Consider the following 18,879-nt stretch of genomic DNA (forward strand, 5'->3'; position numbering starts at 1 on the left):
GGCGCTCTCCCTGGCCTGAAGGGGCTTCTCCCTGGCCTGAAGGCGCGCTCCGGGGCCTGGACGCGCCGGGACGGGCCCGCGGGCGGGTGCGGGCGCCGTCCCGGTGGTCCGCGCCCACCGTCTCAGCCGGTCTCTTCGCCGCCTTCCGCCCCGGTCCCGGCCGGGAGCGCTTCGGGCGCCGCCGCGGTGCGCTTGAACATGCGGGTGGCGGTGATCTCTCCGTGCACCGTCTCCGCGCCGGGATCCTGCTGCGGCAGTCCGGGGCGCAGATGCTCCTCCACGCTGATGTACTTCAGCCCGGCCCGCAGGTCCGCGTCGTTGCGCAACCTGATCACGAGCGGGAATTCGGCGAGCGCCGTCGTGTCGAACAGGCCCGTCGTGTACAGCAGCTGGACGCCGAGCGCGTCAGAAACAGCCCGCTGGAGCTCCAGCAGATAGGTGGCGTTGGCGCGGCCGATGGGGTTGTCGAGGAAGAGCGTGCCCGCGTGCTGGTGCTGGTGCCGGTCGCGGCCCCGGTCGTTGCTTCGCAGGGCGGCCATCGTGCAGTACAGCGCGATGGCGGCGGTCAGCAGCTGGCCGCCGGAGAAGACGTCGCCCATCTGCCCGACGGGTACGCGCTCGGCGCGCAGCACCGCGTCCGGCTTGAGGATCTCCACGGCGATGCCCTTGGGCTCCAGCGCCGCCTGCACACCTCGCAGCAGCAGGGACATGCCGTCCCGGCGCAGGTCGGAGTTCTTCTTCAGGGCCGCCTTGGTGGCCTCGTCGATGACCTCGCCGAGCCGTTCGGTCAGGGTGGCCTGATCCGGCTCCTCGAACCGGATCCGGAGGAACTCCTGCCCTGACCACTCCCCCAGTCCCTCGGGGAGCCGGGAGAGCCGCTGGGCGGAGCGGAGGGTGGTGAGCGCGGAATCCACCAGGCCGCGCAGCCGGTCGACGATGGAGTCCCGGTTGCGCTCCAGCTGGGTCAGTTCGTCGGTGAGGACCCGCAGCCTGGGGGCGAAGGCGGTGGCCCACTTCTCCGCGTGCTCCGGCAGTGCGGCGGCGGGGAGTTCACGGATCTGCTGGCGCGCCGGGGTGCGGACCTGTTCGTAGCGGGTGGAGTTGGCGTGCCGGACCAGTACGTCGCTCGCCTCCCGGACGGCCGCTTCCGCGGTGGACAGGTCGGTGGCGCAGCCGCGCAGTGAGCGGCGGGCCTCCGCGGCGGACTGCCGGGCCTCTTCGAGGCTTCCGGGGTACGGCTCGGGGGTCTCGGGCTCGTCGTCGCCGTGGTCCCTGAGGAGGTCGCTCAGCAGGGCGGCGGTCTCGTCGAAACCGCCTGCCGAGTCCTCTGCGGTGCGGTGGGCGTGCAGCAGCTCGGCGTGGGCGGCCCTCGCGGTGTCCAGCGACGCGGTGGCGGAGGCCAGTTCGGCGGTGGCGGTACGCAGCAGGGTCTGGGCCTGCTCGGCGTCGGCGGGGACCTGCGCTTCGGGGAGTTCGGTGTGGAGGGTCTCGCCGTCGGCGGGAGCGAGGCGCTCGGCCTCGCCGCGCAGCCTGCCGAGCTGCTCGCTGGCGGCGGAGGCACGGGTCTCCAGGAGCTGGACCAGCGACTCGGCGCGGGCCACGGCCGCCTGCCGGGACGGGCCGTCCGCGCCGTCCGTCCCTTCCAGGAGCTGGGCGGCCCTGGTGCGGACCTTGTTGGTGAGCCGGTCCAGCTCGGCCAGCGCGGCGCTCTCGTCGCTCTCCGCGCGGGCCTGTTCGGCGCGCAGGTCCGCGCCGACGCCCACCTTCTCGTAGAGCTGGGAGGCCGCCCGGTACGCCTCGCGCAGGGCGGGCAGCGAGCGGCGCGGAGCGTCCGCCTCGGGCTCCGGGAGGTGCTCGGGCGCGCCGGCGATCTCGGCCCGTTCCGCGCGCAGGGCGCGGGCGGTGCGGCGGGCGTCGTCGGCGGCGCGCTGGGCGGCCCTGCGGTCCTCGTCGGCGGCTCTGGCGCGGTCCAGGCAGACGGTGGCGCGGGCCTCGGACTCCGCCGCCTCGTCGGCCAGTTCGCGCAGCTTGGCCTGCCAGCCCGCCCGTTCACGGAGGCGGAAGGCGAGTCCGGCGAGTGCGTCGGCGGCCCGGCGGGCCCGCTGGGCCGCTTCCTGGCGCTCGTCCCGGACCCGGGCGGTGTCAGAGGCGGCCTCGTCGGCCTCGGCGCGGACGGTACGGGCCTCCGCGAGCGCGGCCTCGGCCGTCTCGGCGGCGGTGCGGGCGGTCCCGGCGGCCTCGGCGAGTTCGGCGAGGGTGCCCGGCGGGCAGTCCACCCGCCAGGAGCCGATCCGGGCGGCGAGCGAGCGGTCCGCGGTGAGCCGGGCGGCAAGGGTGCGGATGTCCTCGTCGCGGGCGGCGGCACGGCTCCGGAGCGCGTGCCGCTCCTCGTCGGCGGCGTGCTCGTCGTGCATGGCCGGGTTCGGCGGGACGAGGAACACCCCGGAAGCCGCCCCGCCGTCCGCTCCGGAGCCGGTGCCGGGCTCCGGGACGGGGGCGAGCAGCGCGGCGGCGGTGCCGACGGCGACGGCCGAGCGCGGCAGCAGGGCGGCGGCGCCGAGCACGTCACGGGCGCGGGCGTGCGCGTCCGGATCGGTGATCACGACGCCGTCGACGAGCTCGGGCCGGGCCGCGAGCACGGCCGCGTGGTCGGCCGGGTCGACGGCCTGGGCGAGGTAGCGCCAGCCGGGCAGGGCGGGGATGCCGTGCTCGCCGAGGTACTCGACGGTGGCGAGGACGTCGGGGCCGGGCGGCAGCAGCCCGCCGTCACCGAGCGCGCCCAGGATGCGGGAGTCGTCGGCCGCCGCGGTGCGCAGCTCGAAGAGGCGCCGTTCCGCGGAGCCGACGGCCTGGTCGAGGAGCTCGCGCAGGTCTTCGGCGTTGCGGTCGAACTCGGCTGCGGTGAGCGGCTGTTCAGCCGCGCGGGGCCGTCCGGCGGTGACGGTGTGGGTGCCGTGCGCCGCCGGTTCGGTTCCGTCGGCGCCGGGGGCGGCGGCCGCCTCGGCGTCCGGCGCCTCCTGCCGCGGGCTCGGGTCCCCCGCACCGGTCTCCGCGCCTGCTTCGGGCCCGGCCGCGCCCCGCCGGGGCCGGGGTACGCCGCTGCCCTGCGCGGAGGGCAGGCCGAGCAGGTCAGCGAGGCGGTGCTCGGCGGCGATCGACTCGGCGGCCCTGAGCTCGGCCTCGTAGGCCTGCTCGGCGGCCCGCGCGCCGTCGGCGGCCCGGGCGGCGGCGAGTTCGGCGCGGCTCTCGGTGGCCGCCGCCTGCCGGGAGCGGTCCGCCGCGGAGCCGGCGGCCTCGCGTGCGGCGTCCCAGGCGGCCACGGCTGACTGCTCCGCGTCGTTCGCCGCGAGGGCGGCGCGGGCGGGGTCCGCGTTCGGCGCGGTGTCGTCGAGCCAGCCCGCCCGTACCGCTTCGGCGGTCTCCTGCTCGACCTCGGCGAGGCGCTGGCGGAGGTGGCCGGCCTCGCTGCGGGCGCGCTGGGCCTCTGTGGCGGCCGTGGTGGCGTCGCGGTGTGCGGCCTCGCCCGTGGTCTGGAGGGTCTCGGAGCGCTCCTCCTCCTCGTTGGCCAGGCTCTCGCCCGTCTCGGCGGCGGTGTGCAGGGCCCGTACGAGATCGGCCGCGGCGGTGGCGCGTGCGGCCAGGGCCGGGGCGGCGTCGCGCTCGGCCTCGCGGATCGCGACGGCGACCCGGGCGGCCCGGTCGGCGGCGGCGCGATGGCGCAGGACGGCCTCCGCCGCCTGCCAGGCGGAGTGCAGGGTGCGGGCGTCGCCCAGCTCCTTGCGCTGGGCCGAGGCACTCTTCTCTGCGGCGGTGAGGGCCAGCGAGGCGTGCCGGTAGGCGAGTTCGGCGGCGATCAACGAGGCCCGGCCACGGGTCTCCTCCGCGCCGGTGACAGTGTGGGCGGCGCCGGTGACCTGCTGGGCCAGCTCCGCGGTCCGGCCGCGCTCCAGGCCGGCGCGGGCGGAGAGCCTGCGGGCCAGTGTGCGGGTGCGGCGCTCGGCGCCGGCGTGGATGTCGCGGGTCCGCGAGCGCGTTCCGGCGGCTTCCACGATGCGGCCGAGCAGTTCGACCGAGCCGGCGGTGAAGTCCCGCTCGGCGGTGAGTTCGGCGCGGCGGCCCAGCTTGTTGCCGAAGCCGCTGACCAGGTCGGCCAGACCGTCGGTGTCGCGGGTGTCGGTGACAGCGCGCAGCAGGAGGTCGGTGAAGTCGGAGTCCTTCTTGACGGCGAAGAGTCCGGCTGCCTCTCCTTCGTCGGCGTTCATCTCGCGCTGGTAGCGGAAGAGTTCGGGGTCGAGCCCGAGGTCTCCGAGGTGCTCGTTCCAGCGGTCGTGGATCTCCTCCCAGTGCACGTCGAGGTGCTGGTAGAACTTTCCCGCCTCGGTGAGCGCGTCGCGGAAGCCCTTCATGGTGCGGCGCCTGCCCCGGGCACCGGAGACGCCTTCGGCGGGGCGGCCCACCGAGGTCGCCTCCGCCACCGGCAGTGAGTCGAGGCTGAGTCCGGGACCGGGCCGGAAGGAGTACCAGGCCTCGGCGAACTTCCTGGGGTCGTTGGAGACCTGGCGCCCGCGCCACTCACTGACCTTGCCGACGACGACGCATTCGCCGGTCAGGGTGTGCTGCCACTCCAGGGCGACGTGCCCGCAGTCCTCGGCGAGCAGGAACTTGCGCAGTACACCGGAGCTGGCGCCGCCGAGGGTGTTGCGGTGACCGGGCAGCATCACCGAGAAGATCAGCTTCAGCAGGACGGACTTGCCGCCGCCGTTCTCCAGGAAGAGCACTCCGGCGGGGGCGGGGCGGCGCGGCGGGCCGACCGGCTCCTCCTCGAAGAACTCCGCCTGCGCCGGCGCGGGGTGGGGCACTGGTTCGCCGACCCCGCGCAGGTCAAGCACGGTGTCGGCGTAGCGCGCACCGGCAGGCCCGATGGAGTAGAGGCGGACCCGGGACAGCTCGTACATGGCGGCGGACTCTCGTCGTTCAGGCGGCGGGAAAGGCGGGAAAGGGACGTCGGTGGCGGGGCCGGCCGTGCGGTGGCCGGCGTCGGCGGTGGAGGCGGTCAGCCGTGGAAGGGCAGTCCGGCGTCGGCCGCCAGCTCCAGGTCGTCCGGGTCGGGTGGCGGCAGCAGCGTCGCCGATCCGTCGGTGACCGGTACCACTCCCAGTTCCAGCAGTTCGGCCATGGCGGCGCCGCCCGCCATGTCGCGGACCTGGAGCTGGTAGCGGGCGGTGGTGCGGAAGGCGCCCCCGGCGTCGTCCCCGGTGCGCTGGAGGAATCCGGAGTCGGTGAGGAAGGCGACGGCCTTGCCGACGATGCCGGTGGTGGATCCGGCCAGCCGCCGGGCGTCCTTGGTCGCTCCGGTGGAGCTGCGCCGGGCGTAGATCCGCCAGCCGGCCTCCAGGCCGGGGGCGTCGCTGGCCGGGTCGGTGTTGTCGCCGTGCTCGTCGGCGCGCTCCTCCAGGCGTTGGCACGCCTGGCGTACGAAGGCGTCGACGCCGTTGACGGTGATCCGGCCGATGTAGGCGTCGTCGGCGAGATCCTCCGGGCGCGGGAAGGCCATCGCGGCGACGGCCAGGTGGGCGAGGCCGTGCAGGAAGCGGTCGGCGGAGTCCGGCGAGGCCCGGCGGGCGTAGTCGCCCATGCGCACCGCGAAGACCGAGTCCTCGCCCGCCGTGACGGCCATGCCCGCCCGGGTGGAGACCTCCAGCACGATGAGGCCGAGCCCGGTGGCGACGGCGTCCGCGAGACGGCCGAAGGCGGGCTCCTCCCGGTAGCGGCGCAGCAGTTCGGCGTACTCGGCGTCGCGGGCGGGCAGCAGCTTGGGCTGGAGCCCGAACGCCACGAGCCGGGCGGCGTCGGCGGCATCGGCCGGGGTGACCGGGGCGGGGGTGGCCTGCGGCGCGGACGCGCCCCGGTCCATGGGGTGCGCGGCGCTCTGCTCGCTCCACGCGTCGGCGTGCTCTGCGCGGTGGTCGCTCACGACGGGCGCTCCTTGCTCCGGACGGACTTCGGTACGGGATGGACGGACTTCAGGACGAGACGCGCGGGCCCCGGCACGGAACGCACGGGCTTCGGTACGAGACGCGCGGGCCCCGGCACGGAACGCACGGGCTTCGGTACGAGATGCGCGGACTTCGGTACGGAGCGCGCGGGCTCGGGCGCCGGGCGGGCGGGGCCGGGTACGGGGTGGGCGGGGACCGGTGCCCTCACGCCGCCTCCGTGCGATCCGCGGCCATGCCCGCCGCGTCCAGCAGCGCCGTGCCCACGATCAGGTCGGCCCCGCCGAATTCGGGGTCTTCGAGCTGGGTCCCGTCGTCGACGGAGAAGAGCAGGCGGCGCTCGCCCTGCCGGTAGGCGGTGCCGACCGGCGGGCTCGCCGCGTGCACCGCGAGCAGGGCGACCAGGTACGGCAGCTCCGCGTCGCGCCGTCTGGCTTCGGCCAGCAGCCCGGAGAGGCGGCGCGGTGCGTCGGGCTCCAGGTCCAGCAGCTCCATGGCGCTCGCCAGCTGCTCCTCACTGAACCGGCTGTCGGCCGGGGTGGCGATCAGGTCGGGCTCCGGCATCTCGGCGCCCAGGTGCTCGCGCTCAAGGGGCGGGGTGAGCAGCATGTCGACCAGGTCGCCCACCCGTACCGAGGTGGGGGTGCGCAGTCCCGTGCCGTGGGCGAAGAACGCGTCGGTGGCGCGGATCGACTGCTCGACGGGGAGCGGCAGCAGGGGCGCCAGCAGCTGCCCGTAGAGGTCGAGGCCGGTCCGGGCGGCCGGTGCGGCGAACGCCTGCCGGTCCTGCTCGGCGCGGAACAGCGGTCCGGCCTCCAGCAGCCGGGACTGGAGCTGGGTGTGGCGGCGGATGCAGTCCTTGACGATGTCGACGAGCTCGGCGGCACGGCGCTTGTGCTCGGGCTCCTCCGCCTCGTCACGGGCCCTGCGGATGTTGGTGAGAATGGCGTTCTCGTGGCGGTAGCGGTCGGCGACGTGGTCCAGTGCCTCCGCGATCATGTCGGGCACGGCGTTGAGCCAGTCGACCGCGCGGACGTTGCGCCGGGTCGCGTCGAGCGTCTTACGGAGGGTCTCCGCGTACTGCACGGTCCGGTAGCGGGCCTGCTCGGCGGCGAGTTGCGCGTCGGCGAGGCGGCCCCGGCTGATCAGGACCTCCAGCTTCACCTCCGCGGCGATCTGCGCACTGGTGACGTCCGTGTCGAGGGCGCCGACCAGGACGTTGACCGCCTCGTCGGTGGCCCGCAGATAGACGCTGCCGCCGTAGCCGGGGACTTCCTCGATCAGCTTGAAGTCGTAGTCCCGGCGGACGTATGTGCCGTCCGGCCCGAAGGTTCCGTAGACGGCCCGGAAGCCCCGGTCGACGCTGCCGACGTTGATCAGGTTCTCCAGCACCCAGCGCGCGACGCGTTCGTGCTCCGCGGTCGGGCGGTACGGGGCCTGCGCGGCGACGCGCGGGAGGAGTCTGGCCACTATCTGGTCGTGGTCCGCGCCGGTGTCGAAGTCCATGTTGAGCGTGACGTGGTCGATCGCGGCGAGCGCGACCTCGGCCATCGCGTACACCGTGTACTCACCGGCCAGGTTCGCCTTGCGCACGTCGAGGTCGTGCAGCGGCGCCGTGCAGGCGAGGGCGCGCAGCCGCCGCGAGAGCCCCTCGTCGGCGGCCGGGCCCGGTGCGGGCCGGGGCCCCGCGCTGAGCTGCGGCGCAGCGTTTTCCGTATAGGCAGGCGAAGTCACGCTGCACAGATTAGGTCCTCGCACTGACAACGGTCGAAACGGCGCAGAAGCGGCTGGTTGCCCCGGAGTCGGTCACGCCTGCCGGTCGGTGCGCGGAACCCGGCGGCTCACAGGGCCCGGACACTCCACGGGACCCCGGCGGTGTCGCGCCGCGCGCCCCCGACGCGCAACGCCCACTTGTTCTTGTCCGATCGGACCGCTCGCATCCGATCGGGCTGTTCGTACCGGTCAGACGGCGGAGGCGTCAGGACCGATCCTGCTGCGTACCGCGGTCTGCACCTCGGCCTCCTCCGCCGGGTCGGCGGCCAGCCGGCGCAGCCGCTCGGCCACCCTGATGTCGCCGGTCTCCGCGTGGCGTGCGGCGACCTCCCGGGTCGTCTCCTCGCAGTCCCACAGGCACTCGACGGCGAAGCCGGTGGCGAAGGTGGGATCGGTGACGGCCAGTGCGCGGGCGGCCCTGCCCCGCAGGTGGGAGGAGGACGTCTCCCGGTAGACGTGGCGCAGGACGGGGGCGGCGCAGGCGATGCCCAGCCGTCCGGTGCCGTCGACCAGGGTCCACAGGCGCAGCGCGTCCGGTCCGTCGCCGCGTACGGCTTCGCGCAGGGCGCCGAGGACCAGTGAGGCGTCCTGTGCGCCGCCCCGGCCGGCCAGCACCCCGGCCGCGGAGGCACCGAGCGCGTCGGGCCTGCGGGCCCAGCGCCGGGCGCGGTCGACGGCCGCTTCGCCGCACATCCGCTCGAAGGCGGCGACGGCCGCGTCGGCGACGGTGCGCGAGGAGCTGACCGCCGCCGCCTCGATCAGGTCGAGCACGACCGGGTCCTGGGCCTCGGCCAGATAGTGCAGGGCGGCGCACCGGGCGCCTTCCGGACCGCTGCGGGCGGCCTCGACGATCTCGGGCCGGTCCTCCGGTCCCGCGACCGCGGAGAGGCAGCGGGCGGCCGGTACGTGGAGTTCGCTGCCCCGGTCGAGCCCCTGTTGGGCCCAGTCGAAGACGGCCTGGACGCTCCAGCCGGGGCGGGGCCCTCCGGGCCGCATCTGCCGCTGCCAGCGGTCGAACGAGCCCTGTTCCGAGGCGGCCCTGACCCGGGCGCCGACCGCTTCGCGCGGATCGTCGGCCCAGAGCCGCCAGGGCCGGGGTTCGAAGGCGTCGCGCACGGCGGCGGCCAGCTCGGCGGAGCCCTCCGCGTCGGTGCCGAAGCGGGCGAGCACGGGCACGGCGAGGGAACGCAGTCCGGCGTCGTCGTCGCGCAGGGCCAGCTCGTCCAGGGCCCACGCCCAGTTGGAGCCGGTCGCGGCGTAGCGCCGCAGCAGGGCGAGGGCGTCGTCGCGTCCGTAGGAGGCGAGGTGGCCGAGTACTGCGAGGGCGAGGCCGGTCCGTGACTCGTCGGTGTCGAGGTGGTCGTCGGGATCATCGAGGTGGCGCTCGATCTCCTCGATGCCGCCGTCGAGGTCGAGATAGAGACGGGCGTAGTAGAGGGAGCGGTTCTCCACCTGCCAGTCGTGACGCGGATCGCTCAGGACGCAGTGGTTGAGAGCCGCCAGGGCCTCGGGGCGCGGTGCGGCGAGCGCGTGGAGCGTGCCGTCGCCGCGGCCCCTCTGCAGCAGGCCGAGCAGGGTGCCGCTCGGCGCTATGAACGGATCAAACATGGGGAAAGCCTCACATCAAGCTGTCGACGCAACCGGGGACTGTGCAGTTTCATGTGCAGGTGCCGTGCCGGGGTGGGGCACTACATCGCGCAGCAACATGATCGGCCGACCGCCGTCTTCTGCCTGGTGCAGACCATCTTCCCGCCTCTCGTCGGTGGCCCGAATCGGGCCCGCGACGTCATGATGACCCACCCATTTCGCCACCGCGACCACATTTACGACGGACCCGGTCAGCGGGAACCGAAGAGTTCCAGCAGGTCGGCCTTGCCGAACATGCGTGCGGTGTCCAGGGCGGAGGGGGTTCCGGCCGCCGGATCGGCCCCTGCGGCGAGCAGTGCCGCGATCACCGCGTCCTCGCCCTTGAAGACGGCTCCGGCGAGCGGTGTCTGCCCCCGGTCGTTGGCCCGGTCCGGATCCGCGCCGCGTCCGGTCAGTGCCGTGACCGCGGGGGCGTGTCCGTGATAGGCGGCGAGCATCAGCAGCGAGTCGCCCCGGTCGTTGGTGAGGTTCACCGGGACTCCGGCGTCGACGTAGGCCGCGAGCGCGTCGGTGTCGCCGCGGCGCGCCAGGTCGAAGACCTTGGTCGCCAGCTCAACCACCTCGGGATCAGGGGTTTCGCTCATCGGGGGGCCGCCCTTCCTATAACCGTTCGCTCCGCCGCCGGCCTGCGGGGGGATGCGTCTTGAGGCCGTACGAGTGAATCGACAGGGTACTGCCCGGACGCGCGGCGGAGCCGGGTCGCCCATGGCAGAAGATCACGTCGGGTGACGACGGAGCGGTGCGCGGCACCGAAAACCGCCCCGGCCCGCGCTTCGCCATCCGCCAGTCCAGTGAAAAACCCCACTTTTCACCCACTTGCACCTTTTATCCTATAGATACTTCCGGTGAGCCTGGAAGGACTCATGGTGACTGTCCCCCCAACCAGGAGAACCACTCATGATCCTTTCCATGTCAGGCGTCGTCATCCTCGGCATCATCGTCTTCCTGTTCTTCAGGAAGGACGGCCTCAAGGCTTCGCACGCCCTCGTCACCGCCCTGTTCGGCTTCTACCTGGCCGGCACCGCCATCGCACCGAGCATCACCGCGGGCGGCGCGAGCCTGGCCGGACTCCTGGGCGGGATCAAGTTCTGACGTTCCGCTCCCGCTCCCACCCCCATCAGGAGACAGACGTGGCCCGGCGACCACTCCCCCGCATTCTGAGCAGCGGCAGCGCTTCGATCACTCGCAGTCGCGAGTTCGCGCGCACGGCCGCCGACAGCGCCACCGATGTCCTCCATCCGCTGATCATGATCACTCGTGGTCTGCGGCTGCTGGCAGGTGCAGGACGGCAGAAGTGGGCCGCGACGCCCAAGGACCGGCGTGGTCCCACGCTGTTCCTCGTCGCGGCCTGCGTACTCGTGGTCGCGCTCGTCCCCTACGGGTCCGTCATGGCCCTGGTCACGGTGATGGGCGCCGCCGCGTGGAAGGGACGTCAGCGCACTCCCGTCAGGACCGGCCCGGACGAGGCGGAGACCGGGCGCCTGCGGTCCCTGTACGAGGCGCTCGTACCGTACTTCTCCACGGCCGAGGACCCCAGTCCGCTGTTCGCCCACGGCGGCGACTGGGACCAGGTATTCAGCGACTACGCGTTCGACACCGACGGCCGGATCTCCCGGCTCGTGGTGGCCTACCCGGCGTACTTCACCGACAGCGAGGCCGCCTCCCGCGCCCGGATCGAGCAGCTGCTGCACGCCAAGTCGGGCCGGGGCCGGGAGTACCGCTTCAGCTGGGACGAGGAGGGCAACCGGCTCGTCATGAGCGTGCTCGACGCCCTGCCCACCTCGATCACCGCCCAGCGCTTCGTCACCGCCCCCGGCGAGACCGTCCTCGGCTTCACGGACGAGGACGCGGTGCAGCGCACCGTCCCGGTGACCGACGGGGAGGAGACCAGGGACGCGCCGGGCGTCGTCTGGCGGACCGGCGCACGCACCACCGAGCCGCATCTGCTCGCCGTCGGCCAGCCCGGCAGCGGCACCACCACACTGATGCGCTCCATCGCCCTCCAGGCACTCCAGCAGGGCGACATCCTGATCATCGAGGGCAGCGGCATCGGCGAGTACGCCTGCTTCAACGGCCGCGAGGGCGTGCTGGCCGTGGAGTGCGGGGCCGCCGGGGCGCTGGCCACCCTGGAATGGGCGGCGCAGGAGACCGAGCGCCGGCTGTTCGAGGCCAACCGGGCCCGGCAGTCCGGCGACGCCGTCCCCGAGGACACCAGGCGCCCGCTCTGGATCCTGCTGGACCGGCCCAGCGTGCTCGGCCACCTGGCCGCCGCCGGCGGCGGACCCGACCCGCAGGAACTGCTCCAGGTCCCACTGCGGCACGGCAGGGCCGCCAACGTCACCGTGGTGATGGCCGAGCAGTTCGACGGCCTGGACGGCCTGAGCGACACCGTGCGCAGCCACACCCGGGCCAGGGTGGTCCTCGGCGACTGCTCCCCCGCCCAGATCGAATCCGTCCTGGGAGTTGAGCCGCACACCACCCCGACCCCGGACGTCCCGCCCGGCCGCGGGTACGCCCGGCTCGGCACCGGCCCGGTGCTGCGCGTCCAGGTTCCGGCCACGCCCGATCCGTACGACGACACGACCGGCGAGGCACAGCGGCAGACGGTCCTGGGCCTGCTGCCCGAACGGCGGACCGCGATCGAGGCGAACGCGCCCGACCCGGAACCGGCGCGGACCACCGCCGCTCCCGAACCGGAACCGGCGCGCACCGCGGCCGTTCCCGTCGCCATGGAGTCAGTGGCCGTCAGCGACTGAGAACCCCGTCGGCCGAGACGTGGAGGGCCCGCGGATCAGATGATCAGCGGGCCCTCCCGTACGTCTCGCGGGACGGATCAGGCGACGAACGTCCGGGGTGCCTCCGCGCCCGCTCCCGCCCCGGAACCGACGAGCTCGGCGGCGGCCGCGAGCCGCAGGGCCGCCTCGTCCGCGACCGGCCCCCCGACCGTGAACGGCAGCCGTACGTACCCCTCGAAGGCGCCGTCGACCCCGAACCGGGGCCCGGACGGCACCCGCACCCCGACCCGTTCCCCGGCCACCGCGAGCCGCGATCCGGAGAGGCCGCCGGTGCGCACCCAGAGCGTCAGGCCGCCGCGCGGTACGACGAACTCCCAGTCGGGCAGCTCCCGGCGCACGGCCGTGACCAGCGCGTCCCGGTTGCCCCGCGCCTGCTCCCGGCGGATCCGCACGGCCTCCTCCCAGCCTCCGGTGCGCATCAGCCAGTTGACGGCCAGCTGCTCAAGGACCGGGGTGCCCATGTCGGCGTAGGCGCGGGCCGCCACCAGGCTGCGGATGACGTCCGGGGCGGCGCGTACCCAGCCGATCCGCATGCCCGCCCAGAACGCCTTGCTGGCCGAACCGACGGTGAGCACGGTGCTGCCCGCCGGGTCGAAGGCGCAGACCCGGCGCGGCATCCGCACGTCCTCGTCCAGGTGCAGCTCGTTCATCGTCTCGTCGACGACCAGGACCGTACCGGCCGAGCGGGCGGCGTCCACCAGCGCGCGCCGCCGGTCCTCGTCGGCCAGTGCCCCGGTGGGGTTGTGGAAGTCCGCGACGACGTACGCGAGCCGGGGAGCCGCGTCCCGCAGCACCTGGCGCCAGCGGTTCATGTCCCAGCCGCCGAGCCCCTCCTCCATGGCCACCGGCACCAGCCGGGCACCCGCCTCCCGCATCAGCTGGAGGATGTTGGCGTAGCTCGGGGACTCCACCGCGATCCGTTCCCCGCGGCCCGCGAAGAGGTGGCAGATGGCGTCGATCGCGCCCATCGCACCGGTGGTGACCATGATCTGCTCGGGCATCGTGGGGATGCCGTCGGCGGTGTAGCGGTCGGCGATCATCTGCCGGAGCGCGGGCAGCCCGGCCGGGTAGTCGCCGTGCGTGTGGGCGTACGGGGCCAGCTCCTCCAGCGCCCCCTGGACGGCTCGGGTCAGCCACGGTTCGGGGGCGGGCAGCGAGGCGCAGCCCAGGTCGATCATCGAGCCGAGCGCCTCCGGGGGCAGCGGCTCCAGGCCCCGCGCGGGCAGCGGGTTGCCGGCCGGCACCGCCGTCCAGCTGCCGGCCCCGCGCCGGGACTCCAGGAATCCCTCGGCCCGCAGCGCCTCGTAGGCGGCGGCGACCGTCGTACGGCTGACGGCCAGGGCGAGCGCCAGTTCCCGTTCCGCGGGCAGCCGGGCGGCGACCGGGACCCGCCCCTCCAGGACGAGCAGCCGGATGCCGTCGGCGAGCGCGCGGTAGGCCGGTGGCCTGCGGTTGCCGGGGCCCGTCGGCCTGGGCTGCTGGGCGTGGAGCTGCCGGGCGAGCTGAGCGGCACCGACCGCCGATGTCCACTGGGCCATGAGAATCAGTCCACCTTCCTCGGATTGGCCATGGTTGGCAGCCAATCCGCTGCCACAGAGTGACACGCAGCAGTCCACTACCACTAGACCAGGGGGCCCCTTTGTCCACCACCACCGCCGTCCGGCGGGGAACGCACCTCACCCGCCGGCTCATCCAGCTGTACGCGGGCCTGGCGCTGTACGGGGCGAGCTCGGCGCTGCTGGTCGTCGCCGGTCTCGGTCTGGAGCCGTGGGGAGTGCTGCACCAAGGGCTCGCCGAGCGCACCGGGATCACGATCGGGGTCGTCTCGATCATCATCGGCGCGATCGTGCTGCTGCTGTGGATCCCGCTCCGGCAGCGGCCGGGGCTGGGCACCGTCTCGAACGTCTTCGCCGTCGGGATCGCGATGGACGGCACGCTGGCCCTCGTCCCCGATGTGCACGGCCTCGCCGCGCGGGCCGGGGTGATGGTGGCGGGCATCGTCCTGAACGGTGTGGCGACGGGGCTGTACATCGCCGCCCGGTTCGGTCCCGGGCCGCGCGACGGGCTCATGACCGGGCTGCACCTGCGCACCGGCCGCTCCATCCGGCTCGTCCGCACGGCGATCGAGGCCGCGGTCGTGGTGACCGGGTTCCTGCTCGGCGGTTCCCTGGGCATCGGGACGGTCCTCTACGCCCTGGCGATCGGCCCGCTCGCCCAGTTCTTCCTGCGCTTCTTCGCGATCCCGGACAACGGCCGCCCCACGGCCACCACCCCGCCGTCCGGGCAGGCGATACTGCGGCGGTGACTTCCGTACGCCATCCCTATCTGGACCACCCCGCCCCGCTCGCGTTCGCCCACCGGGGCGGTTCCGCGGACGGCATCGAGAACACCGCGGCGGCGTTCCGCCGGGCCGAAGAGGCCGGGTACCGCTACTTCGAGACCGATGTGCACGCCTCGGCCGACGGCCGCCTGGTGGCCTTCCACGACGCCACTCTGGACCGGGTGACGGATGCCGGGGGCCGGATATCGGAGCTGCCGTGGAGCGAGATACGGCGGGCCCGGGTGGCGGGCCGGGAACCGCTGCCGCTGTTCGAGGAGTTGCTGGAGGCGTTCCCGCGGGCCCACTGGAACGTGGACATCAAGGCCGGCCCCGCCCTTGAGCCACTGGTGGACCTGATCCGCCGTGCGGACGCCTGGGACCGCGTCTGCGTCGGCTCGTTCTCCGAGGCCAGGGTCGCCAGGGCGCACCGGCTCGCGGGGCCCCGGCTGGCCACCTCCTACGGAGTGCGCGGGGTACTGGCCCTGCGGCTGCGCTCGTACGGGATTCCGGCGGCGCTGCGCGCCGGCGCGGTGTGCGCCCAGGTTCCGGAGAGCCAGGGCGGCATCCGGGTCGTGGACCGGCGCTTCGTGCGGGAGGCCCACGCGCGGGGGCTCCAGGTGCACGTCTGGACGGTCAACGAACCGGAGCGGATGGCAGCGCTCCTGGACCTCGGCGTGGATGGCATCATGACCGATCACATCGAGACGCTGCGCACGGTGCTGAGCGAGCGGGGGGCCTGGGCCTGACGCCGGCCCGGTGACGTCTCCACGGGGAGAGACGAGGGGTGCGCGATGAGCGCCGAGACGACCGATGCCGCCGAACCGACCCGGGGCACGCCCGGGGCCGACCCCGGTGAACGCCGGCGCGAGCAGCGGGGCTGGTACTTCTACGACTTCGCCTGCTCCGTCTACTCGACGAGCGTCGTCACGGTGTTCCTCGGCCCGTATCTGACCTCGGTCGCCAAGGCCGCCGCCGACGCCGACGGCTATGTCCGGCCGCTCGGCATCCCGATCCGTGCCGGGTCGCTGTTCGCGTACACGATCTCGGCGTCCCTCGTCGTCGCGGTGATCCTGATGCCGATCGTGGGCGCGGCCGCCGACCGTACGGGCCGCAAGAAGCCGCTGCTGGCGGCGGCCGCCTATGTGGGCGCCACCGCCACCGCCGCGATGTTCTTCCTGGACGGCACCCGTTATCTGCTCGGCGCGTTCCTGCTCATCGTGGCGAATGCCGCGATATCCGTGTCGATGGTCCTCTACAACGCCTATCTGCCGCAGATCTCGGAGCCCGACGAACGCGACGCGGTCTCCTCACGCGGCTGGGCCTTCGGCTACACCTCAGGGGCGCTGGTCCTGGTCCTCAACCTGATCCTCTATACGGGCCACGACTCCTTCGGCCTGTCCGAGTCGGACGCCGTCCGGATCTGCCTGGCATCGGCCGGTGTCTGGTGGGGCGCCTTCACCGTCGTACCGCTGCGCCGGCTGCGCGACCGGCAGGTGGCGCCGGGGCACGGGGCGGTCGGGTCCGGTTGGGGGCAGCTGCTGGCGACCCTGCGCGATATGCGCCGCCATCCGCTCACCCTCTCCTTCCTGCTGGCGTACCTCGTCTACAACGACGGCGTGCAGACGGTGATCTCCCAGGCCTCCGTGTACGGCTCGGAGGAGCTGGGCCTCGACCAGACGACGCTGATCACCGCCGTCCTGCTGGTCCAGATCCTCGCGGTGGCGGGAGCGCTGGGCATGGGCCGGCTGGCCCGGGTGTACGGCGCGAAGCGCACGATCCTCGCGTCCCTGGTCGTCTGGACGCTGATCCTGGTCGCCGGATACTTCCTGCCGGCCGACGCGCCGGTGTTCTTCTACGCGCTGGCCGCGGCGATCGGTCTGGTCCTCGGCGGCAGCCAGGCCCTGTCGCGTTCGCTCTACTCGCATCTGGTGCCGCACGGCAAGGAGGCCGAGTACTTCTCGGCGTACGAGATGAGCGACCGCGGACTGAGCTGGCTGGGGCCACTGGTGTTCGGTCTCGCGTACCAGCTGACCGGCAGTTACCGGGACGCGATCATCTCGTTGGTGATCTTCTTCGTGGCCGGTTCCGTACTGCTCGCGAGGGTGCCGGTCCGGCGGGCCGTGGCGGCGGCGGGGAATCCCGTTCCCGAACGGATTTAGACGTTGAAGTAAAAGGCCGGTAGTGTACGCCTTTGGCCTGCCCGGAGGACCGTTACTGCCAGTGGAAGAATCCAAACCGTTGGGTGACAACTTCTGCCAGATGTGACAAACCGGGCATTGGCGGGTACTTGAACCCTGGCAAACCTGAATACTCAGCGGCACGACGGGCGACGCATGACCGGCAACGGGAATCTTTGCCGCCGACCGGACGTTGAGCCGGATGACGACGACAGCGACACCTGTCCTGTGGGCGACAAGCCCGGGAGGCACGATTCATGAGTGAGCGAGCTCTCCGCGGCACGCGACTTGTGGTTACCAGCTACGAGACGGACCGCGGCATCGATCTGGCCCCGCGCCAGGCGGTGGAGTACGCATGCCAGAACGGACATCGATTTGAGATGCCGTTCTCGGTAGAGGCGGAAATTCCGCCGGAGTGGGAGTGCAAGGCGTGTGGCGCCCAGGCACTCCTGGTGGACGGGGATGGCCCCGAGGAGAAGAAGGGCAAGCCTGCGCGTACGCACTGGGACATGCTCATGGAGCGGCGCACACGCGAGGAGCTGGAGGAGGTGCTGGCCGAGAGGCTGGCGGTTCTGCGCTCCGGAGCCATGAATATCGCCGTGCATCCGCGGGACAGCAGGAAGTCTGCTTGACCGCGTAGCACAGCACTGAGACAGAGCTGCGGGCCGCGACACCTTGTGTGTCGCGGCCCGCAGCTCTGTCCGCACGCATGGGATCTGCCCGGTGCGCCTTGACGAGCGTCAAGACGCACCGGGGTGTTACGGCGTCAGGGGCGGGCGGGGGTTCTCGTCCGGGTGGGAGGGGTCCTCGCGGATCACCTCGCCCTGGACGACCTTTCCGTCCGGCCGGTGCATCCGGGCCTGCTGGAAGGCGTCCGAGAGGCCACCGGGGGCCGCCCTCCGCATCCGCCGCTCCAGCGAGCGCTCCGCGTACTTGCTGAGCGCGGAGCGGACCGGCGGCACCAGGAGCAGGAGTCCGGCGACGTCCGAGATCATCCCCGGGATCATGATCAGCAGCCCGCCGAGCATGAGGAAGCCGTTGCCCCTGCTGCTCGGAGGTGCGGGCGAGGAGCCGCTCGCGCCCGGCTGCCCCGGCATCTGCTGGAGCGTCTCGGCGAGATTGCGGAAGGCCCGGCGGCCCGCCGCCTTCATCACCACGGCACCGAGCACCACACCCGCGGCCAGGAGCAGCAGGACGGTGAACCCGCCCGCCGCCTCCCCCACCACGATGAGCAGCCAGATCTCCAGCACCGCCCAGGCGGCGATGGCGAGAGGTACGAAGGTCCGGGCGCGTGAGCGCCGACGGGCGGTCGGGGGCGGTGTGCCGGTCGTCATGCCCCCAGTGTGCCTGGCCGCGCGTCCGGGCGCGGTAAGGGGGTGAAGATCATCCGGACCTACGCGTCAGGGCGTCCGGCGCCCGAGCACCCGGTTCGTGCGGGTGGTGACGCCCCAGGCGGTCACCCGCCAGAGCGCCTCGACGAGGATGTCCCGGCTCATCTTGGAGTCACCGACCTCCCGGTCCACGAAGGTGATCGGGACCTCGACGACGTGGTAGCCGGCCTCGATCGAGCGGCGTGCCAGGTCCACCTGGAAGCAGTAGCCCTGCGAGGCGACCTCGTCGAGGCCGATCCCCTTCAGGGTCTCCGTGCGGAAGGCCCGGTAGCCGCCCGTGACGTCCCTGGTCCGGAGCCCGAGCATCAGCCGCGAGTAGGTGCTGCCGCCGCGGGAGATCATCTCGCGGGACTTGGGCCAGTTGACCACGCGCCCGCCCGGCACCCAGCGGGAGCCCAGTACCAGGTCGGCGCTCTTGAGGGCGGTGAGCAGCCGGGGCAGCTCCTCCGGCTGGTGGGAGCCGTCCGCGTCCATCTCGACGAGCACGCCGTAGTCGTGCTCCATCCCCCAGTGGAAACCGGCGAGATAGGCCGCGCCGAGCCCTTCCTTGCCCTTGCGGTGCAGCACATGGACCTGGTCGTCGGCGGCGGCCAGCTCGTCGGCCAGCTTGCCGGTGCCGTCGGGGCTGTTGTCGTCGGCGACCAGGATGTCCGCCTCCGGTACGGCGGCGCGCACCCGGCTGACGATCGGCTTGATGTTCTCGGCCTCGTTGTAGGTCGGAATGATCACCAAGGTTCTGCCGAGCGGGCCGTATCGCCTCTGACCGCCGTCGTTCACTAACTG

The 18,879-nt window shown here is 73.2% G+C and carries 15 protein-coding genes; 6 read left to right on the forward strand and 9 right to left on the reverse strand.

Going from position 1 to position 18,879, the window contains the following annotated elements; translation table 11 throughout:
* Positions 1–122: 122 nt before the first annotated feature.
* The 6 genes from ACFVQ0_RS24680 to ACFVQ0_RS24705 all read right to left on the reverse strand — a co-directional run bounded on the left by ACFVQ0_RS24680 (position 123) and on the right by ACFVQ0_RS24705 (position 9,997).
* On the reverse strand, positions 123–4,955 hold the full coding sequence (locus ACFVQ0_RS24680; RefSeq protein ID WP_390091385.1) for a hypothetical protein: 4,833 nt from the start codon (positions 4,953–4,955) through the stop codon (positions 123–125).
* Between the two features lie 98 nt (positions 4,956–5,053).
* A complete protein-coding gene (locus tag ACFVQ0_RS24685; protein WP_390091386.1) occupies positions 5,054–5,974 on the reverse strand; it encodes a hypothetical protein in 921 nt (306 codons plus the stop codon).
* Positions 5,971–6,204, reverse strand: coding sequence for a hypothetical protein (locus tag ACFVQ0_RS24690; RefSeq protein WP_390091387.1), 234 nt, complete (start codon positions 6,202–6,204; stop codon positions 5,971–5,973). Before ACFVQ0_RS24690 ends, ACFVQ0_RS24685 begins: the two co-directional genes overlap by 4 nt.
* Positions 6,201–7,727: a hypothetical protein gene (locus ACFVQ0_RS24695; protein ID WP_390091388.1), complete on the reverse strand. Its 1,527-nt coding sequence runs from the start codon at positions 7,725–7,727 to the stop codon at positions 6,201–6,203. The genes ACFVQ0_RS24690 and ACFVQ0_RS24695 overlap by 4 nt, the downstream gene beginning before the upstream one ends.
* A 228-nt stretch (positions 7,728–7,955) precedes the next feature.
* Positions 7,956–9,374 (reverse strand): HEAT repeat domain-containing protein, encoded by a 1,419-nt coding sequence (locus ACFVQ0_RS24700; protein ID WP_390091389.1) that lies wholly within the window; start codon positions 9,372–9,374, stop codon positions 7,956–7,958.
* A 230-nt stretch (positions 9,375–9,604) separates the two neighbouring features.
* Positions 9,605–9,997 carry an ankyrin repeat domain-containing protein gene (locus tag ACFVQ0_RS24705; protein ID WP_371774293.1) on the reverse strand — a complete coding sequence of 131 codons (393 nt, stop codon included), beginning with the start codon at positions 9,995–9,997 and terminating at the stop codon, positions 9,605–9,607.
* Positions 9,998–10,310: 313 nt separating this feature from the next.
* Between ACFVQ0_RS24705 and ACFVQ0_RS24710 the strand changes: the two genes are divergently transcribed.
* Together ACFVQ0_RS24710 and ACFVQ0_RS24715 are read left to right on the forward strand one after the other, a co-directional pair.
* Positions 10,311–10,505 (forward strand): hypothetical protein, encoded by a 195-nt coding sequence (locus ACFVQ0_RS24710; RefSeq protein ID WP_018103962.1) that lies wholly within the window; start codon positions 10,311–10,313, stop codon positions 10,503–10,505.
* Positions 10,506–10,543: 38 nt separating this feature from the next.
* A complete protein-coding gene (locus ACFVQ0_RS24715; protein ID WP_390091390.1) occupies positions 10,544–12,169 on the forward strand; it encodes a hypothetical protein in 1,626 nt (541 codons plus the stop codon).
* A 77-nt stretch (positions 12,170–12,246) separates the two neighbouring features.
* Here ACFVQ0_RS24715 and ACFVQ0_RS24720 read toward each other — a convergent pair whose 3' ends face one another.
* Positions 12,247–13,746: a PLP-dependent aminotransferase family protein gene (locus ACFVQ0_RS24720; protein ID WP_390091391.1), complete on the reverse strand. Its 1,500-nt coding sequence runs from the start codon at positions 13,744–13,746 to the stop codon at positions 12,247–12,249.
* Positions 13,747–13,847: 101 nt separating this feature from the next.
* On the opposite strand from ACFVQ0_RS24720, the gene ACFVQ0_RS24725 reads away from it, so the two are divergent.
* The 4 genes from ACFVQ0_RS24725 (at position 13,848) to ACFVQ0_RS24740 (ending at position 17,337) form a co-directional block, all read left to right on the forward strand.
* Positions 13,848–14,513 carry a YitT family protein gene (locus ACFVQ0_RS24725; RefSeq protein ID WP_390091392.1) on the forward strand — a complete coding sequence of 222 codons (666 nt, stop codon included), beginning with the start codon at positions 13,848–13,850 and terminating at the stop codon, positions 14,511–14,513.
* The gene (locus ACFVQ0_RS24730) at positions 14,510–15,274 is read left to right on the forward strand and encodes a glycerophosphodiester phosphodiesterase (RefSeq protein ID WP_390091393.1); all 765 of its coding nucleotides are present in this window, start codon (positions 14,510–14,512) and stop codon (positions 15,272–15,274) included. Before ACFVQ0_RS24725 ends, ACFVQ0_RS24730 begins: the two co-directional genes overlap by 4 nt.
* Before the next feature lie 45 nt (positions 15,275–15,319).
* Positions 15,320–16,687 (forward strand): MFS transporter, encoded by a 1,368-nt coding sequence (locus tag ACFVQ0_RS24735; RefSeq protein WP_390091394.1) that lies wholly within the window; start codon positions 15,320–15,322, stop codon positions 16,685–16,687.
* Between the two features lie 275 nt (positions 16,688–16,962).
* Positions 16,963–17,337, forward strand: a complete 375-nt coding sequence (locus ACFVQ0_RS24740; RefSeq protein ID WP_003959706.1) for an RNA polymerase-binding protein RbpA — start codon at positions 16,963–16,965, stop codon at positions 17,335–17,337.
* A gap of 126 nt (positions 17,338–17,463) precedes the next feature.
* Here ACFVQ0_RS24740 and fxsA read toward each other — a convergent pair whose 3' ends face one another.
* Both fxsA and ACFVQ0_RS24750 read right to left on the reverse strand, forming a co-directional pair.
* On the reverse strand, positions 17,464–18,039 hold the full coding sequence (gene fxsA / locus ACFVQ0_RS24745; protein WP_390091395.1) for an FxsA family membrane protein: 576 nt from the start codon (positions 18,037–18,039) through the stop codon (positions 17,464–17,466).
* Between the two features lie 66 nt (positions 18,040–18,105).
* Complete coding sequence (locus ACFVQ0_RS24750; RefSeq protein WP_390091396.1) at positions 18,106–18,873, reverse strand: polyprenol monophosphomannose synthase; 768 nt, start codon at positions 18,871–18,873, stop codon at positions 18,106–18,108.
* Positions 18,874–18,879: the final 6 nt, after the last annotated feature.

The organism is Streptomyces sp. NPDC057900 (assembly GCF_042887885.1).
Lineage (GTDB): Bacteria > Actinomycetota > Actinomycetes > Streptomycetales > Streptomycetaceae > Streptomyces.